Source organism: Megasphaera vaginalis (ex Bordigoni et al. 2020), assembly GCF_900240295.1.
GTDB classification, from domain to species: Bacteria; Bacillota; Negativicutes; order Veillonellales; family Megasphaeraceae; genus Megasphaera; species Megasphaera vaginalis.
This window is the reverse complement of the sequence record NZ_OEQB01000004.1, coordinates 151,893-169,635: the sequence shown is the minus strand read 5'-3', so window position 1 is coordinate 169,635 and position 17,743 is coordinate 151,893. Positions and strand designations below refer to the sequence as shown.

Below are 17,743 nucleotides of genomic sequence, written 5' to 3'. Positions count from 1 at the left end.
CGAACGCTCACTCGACATCAAATATCTTCCCCGGATTGAGGATCAAATTCGGATCCCATGCTTTTTTCAGAGCCTTCATCAATTCGAGTTCCACCGGATCGGTATAGGCCTTCATCAGGGTCTTACGGCATTCACCAATACCGTGTTCACCGGACAGCTTGCCGCCCAACTCATATACGACGTTGCAAGCCTGCGTTTCGAAAGCGGACAGCCGTTCCCGCCACAGCGCATCGTCCAGTTCTTTGCGCAGCACGTCTAAATGAAGATTGCCGTCGCCGGCATGACTGACGCCGCGAAAAGACAGTCCCGTGTCGGCAGCAATTTGCTTCAACCGTGTCAGCAAAGCGGCCAAACAGTCCGGCGGCACGACAAAATCCTCCATAGCCACCGGTCCCTCCGAGCCCGACGCCTCGGAAAAGTTTTTTCGCGCCCGCCAGATCCTGTCGGCATCGGCTACAAAGACGTCGATAGCGCCAAGTTCCCTGCAGCAGGCGTCAATTTCCAGACAAGTCTCATCTAACAGTATTTCCTGTTTACTGTCAACTTGCATGATCATATAATTGCCTACATCGGAATAGGGTTGTTTTTCGCCAAGAAATTTTTCAACAATACGGACACAATCATTGTCCATAAACTCCAGACAAGTCGGCTCGATCCCGGCTCCCGAGAATGCGGTCACGACAGACAGCGCCGTTGCCGCATCAGGAAAAACGGCGAGAATATGGGCGCTGTACGGCGGCAGCGGCAAGAGCTTTACGGTCAGTTTAGTAATAATTCCCAAGGTACCTTCCGAACCGATGACGATTTTTTCCAACGGATATCCTGTCGTTACTTTTTTCAGGCGGCCGCCTAAGGTCGTAATGTCTCCTTGCGGAGTGACAACTTCAATGCTGTAAATCTGATCGCGCGTCGTACCGTATTTGACGGCTCTGTTGCCGCCGGCATTAGTCGCACCGTTGCCGCCGATAAAGCAGCTGTCGCCGCTGCAGGGGTCTCCGGCATAAAGGAGGCCGCGCTTCTTTGCTTCCGCTTGCAGCACCGCCGTCCGTACGGCAGGCTCTACAACGGCATACAGCCGCTCGGCGTCGAATTCGATCATATGATTCAGCCGCTCCGTCGATAAGACGATACCACCATATCTGTTGACAACGGCCCCCGCTTCAAGACCCGTACCGGCTCCGCGCGGCACGACAGGAATCCGTTCCCGATTGGCCCATCGCATGATAGCGGCAATTTCCGTGGCGCTTCCGGGCAAAACGACGGCGTCCGGAAGACGCGCAAAGCCGTCATCCGCACCTTCGTCCCTGTCGTAAGGCAGCCGTTTTTCCGCTGTCGCATAGACATAACCGGCGCCGACGATATGCGTTAAACACTCGATATGTTCCGCCGTAAGGCGTTGATACGTTCCCATTGTTAACCTCCATTTCATCCTGCTTGTCCCGTAAATCGGAAAATACACTGCCGTTTGACAGGCCTCTTCCGTCTATGGTAGAATCTTTCAAAAATCATGCTATTTTTCTTGCAGAAAGGACCGATATTGAGATGACCAGACCTATAATAGGCGTTTCCGGCAGCTGTTGGGCCGATACCTACGGCAATCGCCTCTCTTATGCAGATGAAGCTTACTTGCAAGCGCTTACCGATAACGGCGCCACGCCGATCATCTTGCCCTATACGATGAACGGAGAAGCTGCCGTCGGCGCAATGAGCCATATCGACGGCCTGCTCCTCACCGGTGGTCACGACCTGTATCCCTTAAACTACGGAGAAGAGCCGCTGCCGAAAATCGGCGCACTCTGGCCTGAACGCGACCAATTCGATTTATTGCTTTTGCGAACCGCTGAAGAGCACGCCTTGCCGATAATGGGCATTTGCCGCGGGATGCAAGTAATCAACGTCTGTTACGGCGGCACGCTGTGGCAGGATCTGAGTTACGACGAAAGCTGCTGCCTCAAGCACGATCAGGACGACAAGGAAAATCCGACGCTGCCGCTCCATACGATCACGATTGAAGCCGATTCCCGTTTGGCCAGGATAATAAAAAAGACGGAGTGGATCACAAACTCTCGTCATCATCAGGCAGTCAAGACCGTCGGCAGCCGGCTCCGCGCCGTTGCCAAAACAAAAGACGGCGTTATTGAAGCCTTGGAAGGCATCGATTTCCCCTACCTTGCAGCGTACCAGTTTCATCCGGAAGACATGGCGAAACAGAATTATTTCGCCAAGCTTCTTTTCCGGGACTTTATAAATGCCTGCAGCGGCGGCATTTATCAGCAGTAAAAGCGCGCCCCGGCAAAAATAACTGCCAAAAGCGGAATTTGTCAGCAGGGCCGCCGCATTACGGTTCTTATTTCTCCGCCTTCTATCAAAAGAGGAAAATGCAGATACACTGCATTTTCCTCTTTTTTATCCTTTCCGGGAAAGTTTTTATCCGTAAGCCGCCATAACAGCTTTTTCTCTACAAAAAGAGACTGCGCAATAACGGTACCGCCACGGGAGTATACATAAACGTAAAGAAAAGAAACACGAAAAGACCGATCGTGCCGCCGACCAACGCGCCGTTAATGCGGATCCAGGCGAGGTCTTCTCCGACCTTGCTTTCCAGAAATTGATTGAATTTCTTTTTATCGAAGCCGGAAAGAACGTCACGGACAGCCACCCCGATCAGCGCATGCTCATGTGCCAGGATGATCTCACAGGCGCGGCGTATCTGTTCATTCAGCCATTGCTTGATTTCCGGATAGTCGCGGCAATATGCCAGATAATGTTTAAATTGCGCTTCCAGCACATTCTGCAGCTTCTCTTTGCCTTCTACGCCAGTCGTAAAGTAAGCCTGTCCCGAACGCTGCGTCGCCGTTACCCATGCTTCAATGGGCAGCGAGTCGACAAACTGGTCCTGCCATTTTTCAACCGTATAAGTCAGCTGGCCGTTCATGGAGTACATCTGGATTTCCAATTTGCGGCAAAGCCACTGCCGTTCTTTGCTGCCTGCATGTTCCCAACGATCCAGCCACGTAACCAGCCCTTTTTTGATGTCAATCGCCATTTTCCGCGTATCAATCATACCCGTAAAGCGGTGAAGAGAAACCAGTAACTGCGGCGCACTCTTCGATTCATCGATCCATTCGTTCAGCATCTGCATCAGAATATTTTCGAACTCTTTCGACTGCACGCATTCTTTCAGCAAGCCGATCGTATCGCCGAGCAGTTCGCTCTCCGGATTCTCCAGCATGGCGATGATGCGGTCCTGCAGGAGGCTGACCAGCGGCTGCCGTTTCAGATATCGCCGGATATTATCCACCATCATGCGCTTTGAAGTATCTTCTTTCGCGTACAAATACACTTTTTGTGCCGCTTCATACAGCAGGGCGCGGAATTTTTCACGGCCTGAAGGCGTTTCCAGCCAAGCGATGATGCGGTCGATAAAAGAAATCGAATACAGCTTATCCTGCCACATTTGCGGCTGCAACAGCTTCTCGGAAACGATGGTCGTCATGCCGTCGATGATCTGATTGCGATGACGATGTACCAACTCCGTGTGCCAGGGAAAGCCCAAGGGCTTTTCAAAAAGCGCCGTCACGGCGAACCAGTCGGCAATGCTGCCGATAAGCGCGGATTGAACGACAAAAAACACCAAGTTTACCGCTGTTGACTCCGCCGCCGTATACCACCACCAGAAGACGAGAAGAAAGCAGAGGAAAGACAAGGCCAAAATGCCATCGGCACGCTGACGATATGTCATGTTACCAGCCTCCTTTCAACGCCAGGCGAACACAGCAAATGAAGGCGCCCAACACGGCGCCCACGAGAGAGCCGTTGACGCGGATCATCTGTAAATCGTACCAGACGCGGCCTTCCAGCTGTTCCGCCAATCGGCGCCCATCGTAGCGGAGAATTTCTTTTTCCGCCGTTTCCCCGAACCAGGTTTGCAGCCGTTTTAGTTCACGAGCAGCCAACGTAAGAACATAGCGATTCATCTGTTCCACTTGTGTCGCACTGTCGCGCCAGCTTTCCAGCCGCGTGACGGCATAGGAGGCGGCAATGCGGCAGACGCGGTTCTGCCGCTGCGGTTCCTGCACGTAGCGCTGCCAGGCTTCTTTCATATCCGGCCGCTCGACAAGATGCCTGTATGTACGCATCTTATACGATTCCACCCGTTTCTGCCAGACCTCATCCGTTTCCAGTCGCGTCGCCTGTTCCCAGAAAAAGGCAAACATCTTCTTGCGGCGCTGGGATTCGGGATCTCTGGCCTCATCAAGAATAGTCAATAATTTTCGCTGCAAACTCGCCGATACGTGTTCTACGCCGAAAAGCTCGCTGGCCATAGCCGCCCTGACGATGAGCGAATAGATAAAATTGCGGTGTTCGTACTGCCGTAACGCTTCGCTGTAAATATCGGCAATATAATTTTTCGCCGTGTTGCTCCTGACCATCGTTTCCAGCGAAAGAATGATGAAATCGAGGAAGTCCTCTCCCGCTTCACCGGACAGACCTGTTTTCATCGCTCTGCCGGCCATCGGCGCAATTTGCAGTTTGGCCAGCGCTCCTTCACCGAAGTCGGAAAAAGCCGCAACCGCCTTTTTCATATCGACTGTATAGAGAAACGTATTCAATATCTGTCCCAAAATCCGTTCCGCCGATTGGAACCCCCGCTCCGTATGCAAATACGTCAGCGCCGCATCCAATACGGGATGATGCTTTAAAACGGCGTACATGTTCGGCACCGTCAAAATCTCACTTTCAATCATATGCCGCGCCGTTTCCGCAATACGTTCCTTGCTGCGCGGAACCAGTTCCGTCTTAAAAGAAATCCCCAACGGCCTTCGGAACAGTGCCGTAACGGCATACCAGTCGGCCAGGCCGCCGATCAATGCGGCCGCCGCCATATGCGTCACCAGGGAGCCGCCGAAAGAATCGGTAAAAGGGTATGCCAATAAGAGCAGTATTGCCGCCAACACCAGGATATACTCAGCAATATGACTGCGCTTGTATTGTTGCATTATTGCCTCCTTCGCCCTTGCTGCAGGGCTTATGTCTTCGCCACCACATCACGCCAATACCGTCGTATCGCCGCCGGTACGGGGTATCCATACAGGCACGGTGGGAAAGTTTTTGTTAAAGGCCTCCGACGGCTCCCAGGGAACACCGAAGTAATGCATGGGAACCAGGCATTTCGTCACGTGAACGTGACTCAAAAAAGAAGCGACGCCCCATTCGCGGGCGCCTTCCAGCCGGGCGTCGACAGGAAAGAAGGCGAGATCGAATGTAAGCCCGTCAAGTCTTTCCATTTCCTTATCAAACAATTCTTTCATGGCCTGATTATTTTCGTCCGTGTCTCCCAGCCAGTGCCACCAATTCAGATCACCGGCATGAAAGATGCGGACGCCGTCCGTTTCAACATAAAAAGACCCGCCTTCATCAGTCGATCCGTATTGACGAATCTGCAGATCCTGAAGCTGCAGCGTTTCATAAAGAGCCAGGGAATACACGTTATCGGCAGCCCCGTTCGTAAACGGAACGCCATCATTGACGATGTATCCCTTCGTAAAGGAAGCGAAATCGGCAATATGCTTATTAAAGTGATCACCGTGGGAGTGGGTTACAAAAAAGTAGACATCCTTCCGGCTCTTTGTATACGCATCGACGACATGGGCCGGGTCCCGGTAATAATCGAAAACCAGTATTTTCGTCGCCGTTTCGGCTGCAAAGCCGCTGTGGTCCAAATACGTTACCTTTATTTCAGACATGGAATTTCCTCCTTCATCTGCGACGACTGATGACCCGTCGCCGCCTTATCAGTATATTATATCATGTCTTGCCGTATTTTCGTACTTTTCAACGAGCAGGGCTTCTTCTCCGGCCACAGCAACAACAAAAAAAGGCGAATACGCTTCGCCTTTCAATGGAACACAAGCTGCACCAGCAACATATACAGAATCGTACCGACAGCCATGCTCAACAGTACGTTGCGACGCCAAAGATGAACGGCTACAAGGACGACGGACGCAATGATCTCCGGCAGACCATAGGACCACGTGACCAGGACCGTATCTTTAAGAGAGTACACCACGAGAAGACCCATGACGGCTCCGGGCAAGACCGTTCCCAAGTAGCGGACGAGAGCCGGCGGTTCTTTCTGCGCCGCAAAAACGGCAAAGGATATATATCGCGTCGTCATCGTGCCGGCAACGACGACAGCGACGGTTAGGGCCATTTCCAACTCAGTCACGGATCACATCCCCTTTCTTATATAGGACGAAAAAGATACTCGTAATACCGATCATGGCGGGAATGATAAACTGCGCCGCGCCGAAGATCAGTAGAGCGGCAGCCGTCGTCGCCAGTCCGATAAGGCCGTTGCGAAGGCCTTTTTCCTTATGCGTCAATTCCAGCAGCAAGACGAGAAAGAGGGCGGTCAAAATAAATTCTATTCCCTTCGTCGGCAAAAAGGTGAGATAATTCCCGACCAGTCCGCCAATCGTTGCGCCGCCGACCCAATACACCTGATTAAGCCAGGTAACGTGAACATAGAACCAGGACCGATCAATATCGGGAGGCACATCTGTAGCGGCGTTGATCGCAAAGGTTTCGTCGCACATGCCGAAAATAAGATAATATGTCTTCCACCCTAAATGTCTGTATTTCGCCAACATCGCCAGTCCGTAAAAAATGTGGCGCGCATTGACCATGAGGGTCAGAAAAAAAACGCCGACAGGATTGAACGGCGCCAACAAAAGACTGACCGTTACGAATTCCATGGAGCCGGCATAAATCAGCGCGCTCATCAGTGTCGGATAATACACGGGCAACCCCTTGCTGGTAGCGTACAGTCCATAAGAAAGTCCTAAAAACAAAAAACCTGCGCAAATCGGCGTCGTCAGCGGCAACGCGTACGTAAATGCCGACCTTTTCAACATTGACATCGCCTCTCCTCCTTCATGCACTACTTTACGCTATCATTATAATTGATTATAAAAGACTTTGTCTGCATATACGGTCTCTTTAAATTGTATGCCCTACGATTTTTTTATTTCCCCAAGGGCTCTCAACTTCCTATTGACAAATGTACCATAAAGGTATAGTATCATAGGCATCATTAGAAAAAGCGATGACCAAAACAAGTACGCGTATAAAGGCCATACAGAGAGTGCCGGCCACCGGCTGAAAGCCTGCACCGCCGCCAAGTACGCCGGAATGCCTTTGGGAGCCGGATATCCGAACTTACAGTAAGATATCCCGTCTGTCGACGTTACCGATATCGAGTGGCAGCATTTTGCTGCAATCAGAGTGGAACCGCGGGCCGCCGTCTCTGTCGAGACGACGGCCTTTTTCTTTTGCCATTTTCAGGAGGACTTCCCATGTTCGCGACACTTCGCAAGGATATTCAAGTTATCAAAGACCGCGATCCGGCGGCGAAAAACACCTTGGAAATTCTCACGTGTTATTCCGGTCTTCACGCCATCTGGGCATACCGGCTGGCACATTGTTTCTACCGCCGCCAATGGTTCGTGACGGCGCGCATCATTTCAACAATCAGCCGCTTCTGCACCGGTATAGAAATACACCCCGGCGCTGAAATCGGCGAAGGTCTCTTCATCGATCACGGCATGGGAATCGTTATCGGCGAAACGACGATAATCGGCAAAAATGTTTCGCTCTACCAGGGCGTGACTTTGGGCGGCACGGGAAAAGAAAAAGGCAAACGTCATCCGACGATCGGCGACTACGTCGTCGTCGCCAGCGGCGCCAAAGTACTCGGTTCTTTCACCGTCGGCGAAGGCGCCAAAATCGGCGCCGGCTCCGTCGTCTTGAAAGAAGTGCCGCCTCATTCGACGGTCGTCGGCATTCCCGGCCACGTCGTTCTGCAAAAGGGCCGCAAAGTACGTCGGGCCCCGTCCGAAGCCGACGTCGACTTGAATCATCATACACTGCCGGACCCGCTGGAAGAGCAGATCGCCGCCTTGCAGCAGCAAGTGGCGTTCCTGCAGCGGACAGTAGAAAATCTGACGCGATCCGAGACGGTTCTCCACAGTATCCGCGGCGGCCGTAACTGATGCGATATACGCCGGGCAACTATTGTCTCTGCGTATACATATATCAACACATGGTTATCTGTTTTTACTATGTCGGGGGGGGGGGGGGAATGGCTTATGCAACTGAACTATCTCGTAACGGGACGACCTTTTCGATGTTGTCGTGAATCGTCGGAAATACACGGTGGACTATGATTCGTTATGAACAAAAAAGGAGCTATGAATATCATGAGTACTATTTATACCAGCGCATTGGATCTGATCGGCAACACCCCTTTGTTGGAACCTGTACGCTATAATGCGGCGGCAGGGATAAAGGGAAAATTATTCGTCAAGTTGGAAGCTTTTAATCCGGCCGGTTCTGCCAAAGACCGCATCGCCAAGGCCATGATTGAAGACGCAGAAAAGCAGGGCCTGCTGAAAAAAGGTTCCGTCATCATCGAACCGACCAGCGGCAATACGGGCATCGGCCTCGCCGCCGTTGCCGCCGCCAAAGGCTATCGGGCAATCTTCACCATGCCGGAAACGATGTCCGTTGAACGTCGCAACCTGATCGCCGCTTACGGCGCCGAAATCGTTCTCACACCGGGAAAAGAAGGAATGACCGGCTCCGTCGCCAAAGCGGAAGAACTGGCAAGCGAAATCGACGGCGCATACATTCCCGGCCAATTTACCAATCCCGTCAATCCCCGTATCCATAAGGAAACGACAGGTCCGGAAATTTATCGGGACACAGACGGCGCCGTCGATATCTTCCTTGCCGGCGTCGGCACAGGCGGCACGCTTTCCGGCGTCGGTCAATATTTAAAGGAACAAAAGCCTGCCGTCAAGATCATCGCCGTAGAACCGAAGGATTCGCCGCTCCTTTCCGAAGGACATGCCGGTTCACACAAACTGCAGGGAATCGGCGCGAATTTTGTGCCGAAAACGCTGGATACAACGATCTACGATTCCGTTTTTACCGTAACGACAGAAGAAGCCTACGATACGGCCCGCCTGTTTACACAAAAAGAAGGCCTCCTCATTGGGATCTCCGGCGGTGCCGCGCTCTATGCCGCCACGAGAACCGCCGCCTTGCCGGAAAATAACGGCAAGACGATTGTCGTTCTTCTGCCCGATAACGGCGACCGTTATTTGACGACACCGGACTTTATCAAGGCGAAATAAAAGCTCGCCAAGCATAGCTAAACGGGAAAAAATACGCTTTTTTAACGAAGCGACATACTGAACGAACGTTTCACAGTCTTCAGTATGCAGGACGGAAGAGAACACCGCCTCCGGTGCTCGTGTCCGCAACCCGTTCTCAATGCAGAAACGCCCTCCGCGCAGTTTCCTTATCCTGCTGCGGAGGGCGTTTTTCTCCTGTTTATTTGCAATCAATCCGTTTATTTTACCTAGCAGTACCACTGCTTTTTATTTTTTTGCCATATCGCGACTGGCAACGATATCCACGCCGAGCCCCAGAATATCGGCGACAACGACATCACCGGTCCGAACCGGCATGACTGCCGTCACACCGCGCAAGAACGCGGCACAGTCAAGAACCTTATTCTTCGGCAGCGCTTCTTTGGAAACAACCGGCAAAAGCGGCAAAGCACCGTCTTGCGTACGTACAGTCGCCGTCAGCATCCGTTTCGGCGCCGTCAGTTCCTGCTGCGCATAAGTTATGCCGCGGGGACACGTGTTTCCCGTAATCTGCCCGATCGTTCCGTCGTTGATCTCCACAGTCAAAGCGCATCCCATGGGGCAATTGATGCAGTTCATTTTTTTTATTTCCGTGCTCATCATGCTTCCTCCTCCATAACGGAAACAGACCATGTCGTATAATGGCCTGCCGCCTTGTCAGCCGGTACATTGACGGCAATCATTTCACTCGGTTTGGCAACGGGCAAGACTTTTGTCAACAACGTATCTTCGCCGCTCCTGATCGTGAGACGGCATTTTTTCAACGGCCGCCTTACACGCATAAAGAGACGAATCACTTCATGCTCTTCGGTGACCCGCAGATGCTGCGGCACACAGGTACGTACTTCATCTGCCGCCTCGACTGTCACGTCGGCGACGGCGGCGGCAAGAACGCGGCGCGCTTTCAAAGCGGCAAATTTACCGGCTATCTCTGCCTCTTCCGAAACGAAATCGACGAGATCATGAACATGGACGACATTGCCGGCGGCAAAGATGCTGGGAATACTCGTCTCACGGTGCTGATCGACGATCGGCCCGTTGGTCAGAGAGTGCATGGAAAGACCGAGGCCCAAAGATAATTCATTTTCCGGTATCAGGCCAACGGACAACAGCAGCGTATCGCAATCAATATCGAATTCCGTCCCGGCTACGGGGCGCATCTTCTCATCAACGGCGGCGGCTGTAATTCCCGTAACGCGATCTTTGCCGTGGATAGCGGTAATCGTATGAGACAAATACAGGGGAATGTCATAGTCGTCGAGACATTGTACCATATTACGCGTCAACCCGTTGGAAAAAGGGCAAATCTCCAGAACGGCCTGCACTTTGCAACCTTCAAGGGACATACGGCGCGCCATGATCAGGCCAATATCGCCGCTGCCAAGGATAACGATCTTTTTCCCCGGCAAATACCCTTCCATATTGACCATACGCTGCGCCGCGCCGGCCGTAAAAACGCCGGCAGGCCGGTAGCCGGGAATGCGAATGGCACCGCGCGTCCGTTCGCGGCAGCCCATCGTCAGAATCAAGGTCTGCCCTTGTACCGTGAACAGTCCCTGCGCCGGACTGACGGCCGTTACGGTCTTGTCCTTGTTCACTTCAAGCACCATCGTATCAACCAGGATCTCTATTTCCCGCTTATCTTTTACCAAATCATAACACCGCTGTGCATACCCGGGGCCTGTCAATTCCTCCTTGAAATGATGGAGGCCGAAGCCGTTGTGAATACATTGCTGCAAAATACCGCCCGGCTCGCGGTCCCGTTCGAGAACGAGTATGCTCTCCGCGCCGTTCTGCCAGGCGCTATACGCGGCGGAAAGGCCGGCCGGACCGCCGCCGACAATGATAACGTCATAGATCTTGTTCATTATTCCTTACCTCCCCTCGTCGTCTCTTTCGCATAAAACAGGTAAGATTCGCCCATTTCCTTGCGTACTTCCGTTACGGGAATACGGAGTTCCCGCGCCAGGATCTGCGTCACGCGGGGACCGCAGAAACCGCCCTGGCAGCGCCCCATGCCGGCACGTGTACGGCGCTTGACACCGTCAACGGTACGCGCGCCGCAAGGGCGATGGATGGCGTCGATGATTTCCCCTTCCGTAATCGTTTCGCAGCGGCAAATGACACGTCCGTAACGAGGGTCTTTGGCAATCAGCTTCTTTTTCCCGGCTGTCGAAAGCTCGCGGAAACAGGGCTGCTGCGGACGCCCTGGCCGGTAATCAGCCTTCCTCTTTGCGCCGAGTTCGGCAACGATAAACCCTGTCAAGTATTCGGCAATCGCCGGTGCCGACGTCAGGCCCGGCGACTGAATACCGGCAGCCTGAATCAACCCCTGCGTGCAGGATGAAGGGCCGAGAACGAAATCGCCCGTACTGGATACGGCGCGGATACCGGCAAATTCCGTAATCGTGGCCCCTAACGGCAACGCCGGCACCAGTCTGCGCGCTTTTTCAAGAATATCATCCATCCCCTTCAGGGTGACCATGGTATCGTCTTTTGCTTCATCAGGCAAATCCTCCGCATTCGGGCCGACGAAAACGTTTCCATGTGTCGTGGCACAAACGAGAATCCCTTTTCCCAGCTTGCTCGGCGTCGGAAAAACGGGGCTGTGTACTAAATCTTGCTGAACAGATTTATCAAAAAGGATATACTCTCCTTTGCGCGGATGAATTTGGAACGAATCATCGCCGGCAAGTCTGCTCATATCATCGGCATGAACGCCGGCCGCATTGACGACAAAACGGGTTTCAATACGGCCTCGGTTCGTTTTGACGGCCTTGACGGCGCCGTCGATAATCTCAAAACCGACAACCTTGCATTCACGAATGACGTCGGCGCCGTTGATGACGGCGTTTTCGGCAAAAGCCGCAGTAAGCCCGAAAGGCCAACAGATACCTGCCGTCGGCGCCCAGAGCGCGCAGCACACGTCGTCACTCAAATTCGGTTCGAAAGCATGCACCTTCTCACTGTCCCAAATTTCAAGACCGGGTACGCCGTTGGCTACTCCCCGTTCATACAGATCACGAACGGTCCGGGCCTGCTCTTCATCCAACGCCGCGACTAGCGAACCGCACCATGTAATATCGAGATCGAGTTCTTCTTTCAGCTCGTGATAAATCCTGTTGCCGTCGACATTCATCTGCGCCTTCATCGATCCCGTCGGCGCATCGAACCCGGCATGAAGGATAGCGCTGTTTGCCTTGGTCGTGCCTGCGGCCAATTCCGGTTCCGCCTCAAGCAGCACGGCATGAAGATCATACTTGGATAATTCCCGCAATACGGCTGCCCCGGTGATTCCGCCGCCGATTACGACAACATCTGCTTTTTTTATCATGGTTTACAACCCTTTCCTAAAAATAATGTAAAAATTACTAAAATCAGTATACGTCAATTTGAACATAATTGCAATTTTTTATTAACATATTTTCATTTTTATTCGTTCGTATTTTGCATTGCCCCTTGAATATCCATTCCGTATCCAAATAGGATAAAAAGAAAAGAGTCAAAAGATTTCTCTTTTAACTCTTGTTCTTTTTACAGGCTCATTTTTAAAATACGGAAAAAACGGCGGCTACTACATAAGCAAATAAAGCGCCTGCCATGGGAGCGAGAACGGGAATCCAGGCATACTCCCAACCGTTCCCGCCTTTTCCGGCAATGGGAAGAATCGCATGTGCGATACGGGGACCCAGATCACGAGCCGGATTCATGGCATATCCCGTCGGCCCGCCGAGACTGAGGCCCAAAGCCCAAATCAATACGCCGACGAGATAGGGCCCGAGGCCGGCAGGAATGGCTCCCACCTGTTTGGAGAAAATCATCCAGATAATAAACATCAGGAAAAAGGACGCAATAAACTCGCACAGGAAGTTAAGGGGATAGTTGCGAATCGCCGGAGCCGTGCAAAAGATTCCCAGCTTGGCCCCCTTGTCTTCCGTTTCCCGCCAATGCGGCAAGTATGCGAGCCAGACAACGGCTGCGCCGCAAATACCGCCCAGGATCTGAACGGCCGATGTGGCCAAAAACTGCGGCAGCGTATAAATGCCGATCATCATTTTTCCCAGCGTTACGGCAGGATTCAAATCCCCTTGCGGCGCGCCCAGCGTCGTCGCCGTAAAGACGCCTAAGGTAACGGCGAAACCCCAGCCGACGGTAATGCAAATCCAACCGCCGTTCTGACCTTTTGATTTTGTCAATGTATTACAAGCGCAAACGCCGGCACCGAAAACGATAAGCACAAGCGTTCCGAAAAATTCACCCAATAAGTTTTCCATCGCAATACCCTCTTTCTTTTTACAGACAGACTCTATCACTCTTCATCAAGCCAGTGCATGGCGTGCTTAACGGCCTTGCGCCAACCTTTGTAATACGCGGCCGAAGCGGCGACTTCCATTTGGGGTTCAAAGCGGTTCTGCAATTTCCAGCTCTTCTTCAATTCTTCCTTCGACTGCCAAACGCCGACAGCGAGACCGGCCAAATACGCGGCGCCAAGAGCCGTTGTTTCAATAACTTGCGGTCTGTCAACGGGGACACGGAGAATATCCGCCTGGAACTGCATGAGCATATTATTGGCGACGGCGCCGCCGTCAACCTTCAGCGCCGCAAGGGTAATGCCCGAATCGGCTTCCATCGCGCTGAGAACATCTTTCGTCTGGTACGCCATGGAATCCAGCGTCGCCCGCACGATATGCGCTTTCGACGTGCCGCGCGTAATGCCGATGATGAGTCCGCGCGCGTTCATATCCCAATAGGGAGCGCCGAGACCGACAAAGGCCGGCACGACATACACGCCGTCACTGTCCGGAACACGTTTGGCGACCCATTCCGAATCAGGCGCCGTATCAAGAAGGCGAAGGCCGTCACGAAGCCATTGAATAGCCGATCCGGCAACAAAGATAGAACCTTCCAGGGCGTATTCGACTTTGCCGTCAAGGCCCCAGGCGATCGTTGTGACCAGGCCGTTTTCCGACATAATCGGCGTTGTTCCCGTATTCATCAACATGAAGCAGCCGGTGCCGTAGGTGTTTTTGGCCATACCCGGTTCAAAGCAGTTCTGTCCGAAAAGCGCCGCCTGCTGATCCCCTGCTGCGCCGGCAATTTTAACAGGTGCGCCCAACAGCGCCGCATCTGTGTGCCCGTACACTTCACTTGACGGTCGCACTTCCGGCAACATGCTCTTAGGAACGCCTAAATACGAAAGGAGCTGATCATCCCATTTGAGCTCTTTAATATTATAGAGAAGCGTGCGGGATGCGTTGGAATAATCTGTAACATGCACCTTCCCGCCTGACAACTTCCAAATCAGCCACGAATCAACGGTACCGAAGAGAAGCTCGCCTCGTTCGGCCCGTTCTCTCGCTCCTTCCACATGATCGAGAATCCATTTGATCTTCGTTCCTGAAAAATACGCGTCAATGACCAATCCCGTCTTTTCCCTGAATTCATCGACCAGCCCATTAGCCTTCAATTCTTCGCAAATTTCCGCCGTCTGCCGAGACTGCCACACAATCGCGTTATAGACCGGGCATCCCGTCCGTTTATCCCAAACCACCGTCGTTTCGCGCTGATTCGTAATGCCGATAGCCGCGATTTCGGCGGCCGTCAGCCCCGTCTGCTCCAAAACGGCCTGCATGACATCCATCATGGTCTTCAAAATTTCATTGGCATCATGCTCTACCCAGCCGGGCTGTGGAAAATACTGGGTAAATTCCTTCTGGCTGACGCCCATGATCTGTGAATTTTCATCGAAAATAATCGCTCTGTTGCTCGTTGTCCCGGCATCTAAAGCCATGACATATCTTTTTTCCATAATGATCTCCTTTCGCACACAATAACTCTCCTTGTCTCACGAAAATCCCCTACAGCTTTATGATACCTATTTATGAACATAGTTGCAATATAAATATTACATAATTTCATTTATAATATAGACGCTATGTGTCCTATATCAAAAACACAATAATACCCTTATTATTTCTTAACATATGCTATTCGAGCATATGTTCATTGCTTTTACACTGGCAAGAGAAATTTATTTCTTGTTTCCCTCATTTTTCTATGGGATAATAAAAACAAGCCTTTATGCTTACCGAGGAGACCTTCCATGACCAAAGATAAAAGAGACAAAGCTGCGATCACTGCTGCAAAGCTCTACTATGTCAGCAATTACAGTCAACATGACATTGCCGGCGAAATGAAAATTTCCCGCCCCTCCGTATCCCGCCTGCTGCAATATGCGCGGGAAATGGGATTCGTTCGCATCGAAATTTACGATCCTGTCGCCGATCAGAGTAATTTGGAGCAGCAACTGGTCCGCAAGTTTTCGCTACGCGACGCCTGCGTCGCCAACGCGCCGCTCGCCGACGAAGAAGAAGTCAAAAAATACATCGGACAACGCGCCGCGCTGTATCTCGATGAAATCGTCAAGGATGGTGATATTATCGGCGTCGGCTGGGGTACGACGATGTACAGCCTGGCCCGCTCGCTGCTGCCGAAATCGCTGCGCGGCACGCAAATCGTCCAGCTCGAAGGAGGCATCACACTGTCTTCCGGCGATACGTATGCCAATGAAATTCTGGATTTATTCGCTAAAAATTACGACACTATCGCCAAATACCTGCCGTTGCCGGTCTTATTCGATTCCCCGGCAGTAAAAGATCTCGTCTATCAGGACCGACACATTAAACGCGTCCTGGAACTGGGAAACAGCGCGGATATCACCCTCTTCAGCGTCGGCACGGTTCGCGACAGCGCGCTCTTTTTCCGTCTCGGCTATGCTGACGAAAAGGAGCGGAAATTCCTGCAGCAACACGCCGTCGGAGATATTTGTTCCCGTTTTTTTTGCAAGGACGGGAAAATTACCAGTCAGGAATTGAACGATCGAACTGTCGGCATCGATTTGGAGCAACTTCGCCGAAAAAAATACAGCATCCTCCTCTCCGGCGGCAGCGCCAAGCTGAATCCCATCTGCGCCGCCTTGCAATACGGCTATGCCAATGTCCTGATTACGGATCAATTTACGGCGGAAGCCTTATTGTCCATGTGAAAACAAGGAACACAAAAAAAGAGAAGTCCTCCCATGGAGGCTTCTCTTTTTACTGCCACGCTTCGGCAGGTAATGCCAAAATCTCCGGCCATTGCCGGTTGATCGCTTGCGCCATCAGCTTTTTTCCCGGCGGATCCAAATGGAGTCCGTCGACAGCCAAATCACCGCGCAGCACGCCTTCTTCATCGGCCAATCCCGGTGTGATGTCGATATGGACCTGACCGCGTATGTAGTCGTTTACCTTATCAACCTGGTATTGCCAGTCAGAGACCGTCGGCTGCTGAAAGGCCTTATCGATATTGACCGGATTGAAAGGCGGCAGCGTCAAAAATACGGGACGGATCCCGTTATCCAGACATTTCGCTTTCACGGCTTCCATATCGGCAATAACCGTTTCTGCCGCAACGCCGCCGCGCAAGCTGTTGGAGCCCATCATGATCAGTACGTACTGCGGTGCGAAAGGCAAGACGTCCCGATCAAATCGAGCCACGGTCATGGCGCTCGTATCGCCGCTTTCCGAGACGTTTAACGTCGGAAAGTTCAAATAATGCTGATAGCTGAATTCCCAATCCGTCGGCGAATAAGAAACGCTGCCGCCGCCGTGACTGATACTGTCTCCCAAGGTCGCCACGACGTAATGGGCTCCCGGATCGGTCACAAACGGAACGGCATCGGAATAAACCCCCAAGGGATTACCGTCCTTATCCAAGGCCCGCACGCGCCAGTAAAAGGGCTTCGGCCCAAAGCGCGGCCGCTGATCGTACTGTTCCGCCGCCCGCGGGTAATAGGCATCGACGCGATGCACGGACGGTTCTATCCCGTTCGGATTTTCCGGCGCTTCGTCGAGAATTTCCACTTCATATTCGACAGCGGCAGGCACGGCTATCCAATCATATACGGGGTAAAGCAAAACCGTGCCGTTACCGCTGTTATAAAAGGATAGGGGCTGCGGTTTTTCCAAAAAGGGACCGAACAAATCGACCGGCGTTTCTTCCGGTTCCGAATAACTGCTGACAGGCCTGCCTTCCAAGTCGGCGCCGCGCACGCGCCAATAAAATTCGCGCTCCGAAAAATCAGCCGGCAAGGCCAACTCATACGCATTGGTATACGCCGTCTGCAAAGGCATGATTCGTTCATAATAGACGCCGCCCTCGGGGTCTTCATGCTTTTCCAAGATCTGCAACGTATACATGACAGCGCCGTCGATTCGGGACCAGGTCAAAATCGGATGCGCGTTCGCCGGCGCCGCAGTCGTATAATGGCGCAGCACCTGCGGGCGTATGCGATCGGCTCTGTCCGGCTGAAGGCAGATCCGCCCCGCCTCTTCCATCGGCAAATGGACGACAGTGCCGGTACCGGTATCTTGCCGCGAAGTCACCAACACGCCGAAGCCGAGGGTAATACCAACGGCAAAAAAGGTTAAAAAACGTTTATCCACGGCGTCGCGCCTCCTTTCTGCAGAAACGGTTCGACAAAAATA

The 17,743-nt window shown here is 52.5% G+C and carries 16 protein-coding genes; 4 read left to right on the top strand and 12 right to left on the bottom strand.

Going from position 1 to position 17,743, the window contains the following annotated elements; translation table 11 throughout:
• Window positions 1-7: 7 nt before the first annotated feature.
• Window positions 8-1,411, bottom strand: coding sequence for an FAD-binding oxidoreductase (locus C0977_RS06600; protein WP_023054025.1), 1,404 nt, complete (start codon window positions 1,409-1,411; stop codon window positions 8-10).
• 131 nt (window positions 1,412-1,542) lie between these two features.
• On the opposite strand from C0977_RS06600, the gene C0977_RS06595 reads away from it, so the two are divergent.
• On the top strand, window positions 1,543-2,280 hold the full coding sequence (locus C0977_RS06595; protein WP_101912906.1) for a gamma-glutamyl-gamma-aminobutyrate hydrolase family protein: 738 nt from the start codon (window positions 1,543-1,545) through the stop codon (window positions 2,278-2,280).
• 178 nt (window positions 2,281-2,458) lie between these two features.
• Here the strand turns inward: C0977_RS06595 and C0977_RS06590 are convergent, their stop codons facing one another.
• From C0977_RS06590 to C0977_RS06570, 5 genes are all read right to left on the bottom strand, one after another.
• The gene (locus C0977_RS06590) at window positions 2,459-3,742 is read right to left on the bottom strand and encodes a DUF445 domain-containing protein (RefSeq protein ID WP_101912837.1); all 1,284 of its coding nucleotides are present in this window, start codon (window positions 3,740-3,742) and stop codon (window positions 2,459-2,461) included.
• A gap of 1 nt (window position 3,743) precedes the next feature.
• On the bottom strand, window positions 3,744-5,000 hold the full coding sequence (locus tag C0977_RS06585; RefSeq protein WP_101912836.1) for a DUF445 domain-containing protein: 1,257 nt from the start codon (window positions 4,998-5,000) through the stop codon (window positions 3,744-3,746).
• Between the two features lie 48 nt (window positions 5,001-5,048).
• Entirely contained in the window at window positions 5,049-5,747 is a 699-nt protein-coding gene (locus C0977_RS06580; protein WP_023054015.1) for an MBL fold metallo-hydrolase, read from the bottom strand.
• Between the two features lie 152 nt (window positions 5,748-5,899).
• Entirely contained in the window at window positions 5,900-6,229 is a 330-nt protein-coding gene (locus C0977_RS06575; RefSeq protein WP_101912835.1) for a branched-chain amino acid transporter permease, read from the bottom strand.
• Entirely contained in the window at window positions 6,222-6,923 is a 702-nt protein-coding gene (locus C0977_RS06570) for an AzlC family ABC transporter permease (RefSeq protein WP_101912834.1), read from the bottom strand. Before C0977_RS06570 ends, C0977_RS06575 begins: the two co-directional genes overlap by 8 nt.
• A 435-nt stretch (window positions 6,924-7,358) precedes the next feature.
• Here C0977_RS06570 and cysE point away from each other — a divergent pair, with 435 nt between their 5' ends.
• On the top strand, window positions 7,359-8,054 hold the full coding sequence (gene cysE / locus C0977_RS06565; RefSeq protein WP_101912833.1) for a serine O-acetyltransferase: 696 nt from the start codon (window positions 7,359-7,361) through the stop codon (window positions 8,052-8,054).
• A gap of 207 nt (window positions 8,055-8,261) precedes the next feature.
• On the top strand, window positions 8,262-9,200 hold the full coding sequence (cysK, locus tag C0977_RS06560) for a cysteine synthase A (RefSeq protein ID WP_101912832.1): 939 nt from the start codon (window positions 8,262-8,264) through the stop codon (window positions 9,198-9,200).
• 246 nt (window positions 9,201-9,446) lie between these two features.
• Here the strand turns inward: cysK and C0977_RS06555 are convergent, their stop codons facing one another.
• The 5 genes from C0977_RS06555 to glpK all read right to left on the bottom strand — a co-directional run bounded on the left by C0977_RS06555 (window position 9,447) and on the right by glpK (window position 15,027).
• Window positions 9,447-9,821: a DUF1667 domain-containing protein gene (locus C0977_RS06555; RefSeq protein WP_234987591.1), complete on the bottom strand. Its 375-nt coding sequence runs from the start codon at window positions 9,819-9,821 to the stop codon at window positions 9,447-9,449.
• The gene (locus tag C0977_RS06550; protein ID WP_101912830.1) at window positions 9,818-11,086 is read right to left on the bottom strand and encodes an NAD(P)/FAD-dependent oxidoreductase; all 1,269 of its coding nucleotides are present in this window, start codon (window positions 11,084-11,086) and stop codon (window positions 9,818-9,820) included. The genes C0977_RS06555 and C0977_RS06550 overlap by 4 nt, the downstream gene beginning before the upstream one ends.
• Window positions 11,086-12,552 (bottom strand): NAD(P)/FAD-dependent oxidoreductase, encoded by a 1,467-nt coding sequence (locus tag C0977_RS06545; protein ID WP_101912829.1) that lies wholly within the window; start codon window positions 12,550-12,552, stop codon window positions 11,086-11,088. The genes C0977_RS06550 and C0977_RS06545 overlap by 1 nt, the downstream gene beginning before the upstream one ends.
• 214 nt (window positions 12,553-12,766) lie before the next feature.
• Window positions 12,767-13,492, bottom strand: a complete 726-nt coding sequence (locus tag C0977_RS06540) for an MIP/aquaporin family protein (protein ID WP_101912828.1) — start codon at window positions 13,490-13,492, stop codon at window positions 12,767-12,769.
• Between the two features lie 35 nt (window positions 13,493-13,527).
• Window positions 13,528-15,027, bottom strand: a complete 1,500-nt coding sequence (gene glpK / locus C0977_RS06535) for a glycerol kinase GlpK (RefSeq protein ID WP_101912905.1) — start codon at window positions 15,025-15,027, stop codon at window positions 13,528-13,530.
• A gap of 294 nt (window positions 15,028-15,321) precedes the next feature.
• Between glpK and C0977_RS06530 the strand changes: the two genes are divergently transcribed.
• On the top strand, window positions 15,322-16,263 hold the full coding sequence (locus C0977_RS06530) for a sugar-binding transcriptional regulator (RefSeq protein ID WP_023053944.1): 942 nt from the start codon (window positions 15,322-15,324) through the stop codon (window positions 16,261-16,263).
• Window positions 16,264-16,312: 49 nt separating this feature from the next.
• On the opposite strand, the gene C0977_RS06525 is transcribed toward C0977_RS06530, so the two are convergent.
• Complete coding sequence (locus C0977_RS06525; RefSeq protein WP_234987590.1) at window positions 16,313-17,701, bottom strand: SGNH/GDSL hydrolase family protein; 1,389 nt, start codon at window positions 17,699-17,701, stop codon at window positions 16,313-16,315.
• Window positions 17,702-17,743: the final 42 nt, after the last annotated feature.

Excerpts from the sequence above, each read along its gene's own strand:
- C0977_RS06600 (WP_023054025.1), bottom strand. The coding sequence starts at position 1,411 with ATGGGAACGTATCAACGCCTTACGGCGGAACATATCGAGTGTTTAACG.
- C0977_RS06595 (WP_101912906.1), top strand. The coding sequence starts at position 1,543 with ATGACCAGACCTATAATAGGCGTTTCCGGCAGCTGTTGGGCCGATACC.
- C0977_RS06590 (WP_101912837.1), bottom strand. The coding sequence starts at position 3,742 with ATGACATATCGTCAGCGTGCCGATGGCATTTTGGCCTTGTCTTTCCTC.
- C0977_RS06585 (WP_101912836.1), bottom strand. The coding sequence starts at position 5,000 with ATGCAACAATACAAGCGCAGTCATATTGCTGAGTATATCCTGGTGTTG.
- C0977_RS06580 (WP_023054015.1), bottom strand. The coding sequence starts at position 5,747 with ATGTCTGAAATAAAGGTAACGTATTTGGACCACAGCGGCTTTGCAGCC.
- C0977_RS06570 (WP_101912834.1), bottom strand. The coding sequence starts at position 6,923 with ATGTCAATGTTGAAAAGGTCGGCATTTACGTACGCGTTGCCGCTGACG.
- cysE (WP_101912833.1), top strand. The coding sequence starts at position 7,359 with ATGTTCGCGACACTTCGCAAGGATATTCAAGTTATCAAAGACCGCGAT.
- cysK (WP_101912832.1), top strand. The coding sequence starts at position 8,262 with ATGAGTACTATTTATACCAGCGCATTGGATCTGATCGGCAACACCCCT.
- C0977_RS06555 (WP_234987591.1), bottom strand. The coding sequence starts at position 9,821 with ATGATGAGCACGGAAATAAAAAAAATGAACTGCATCAATTGCCCCATG.
- C0977_RS06550 (WP_101912830.1), bottom strand. The coding sequence starts at position 11,086 with ATGAACAAGATCTATGACGTTATCATTGTCGGCGGCGGTCCGGCCGGC.
- C0977_RS06545 (WP_101912829.1), bottom strand. The coding sequence starts at position 12,552 with ATGATAAAAAAAGCAGATGTTGTCGTAATCGGCGGCGGAATCACCGGG.
- C0977_RS06540 (WP_101912828.1), bottom strand. The coding sequence starts at position 13,492 with ATGGAAAACTTATTGGGTGAATTTTTCGGAACGCTTGTGCTTATCGTT.
- glpK (WP_101912905.1), bottom strand. The coding sequence starts at position 15,027 with ATGGAAAAAAGATATGTCATGGCTTTAGATGCCGGGACAACGAGCAAC.
- C0977_RS06530 (WP_023053944.1), top strand. The coding sequence starts at position 15,322 with ATGACCAAAGATAAAAGAGACAAAGCTGCGATCACTGCTGCAAAGCTC.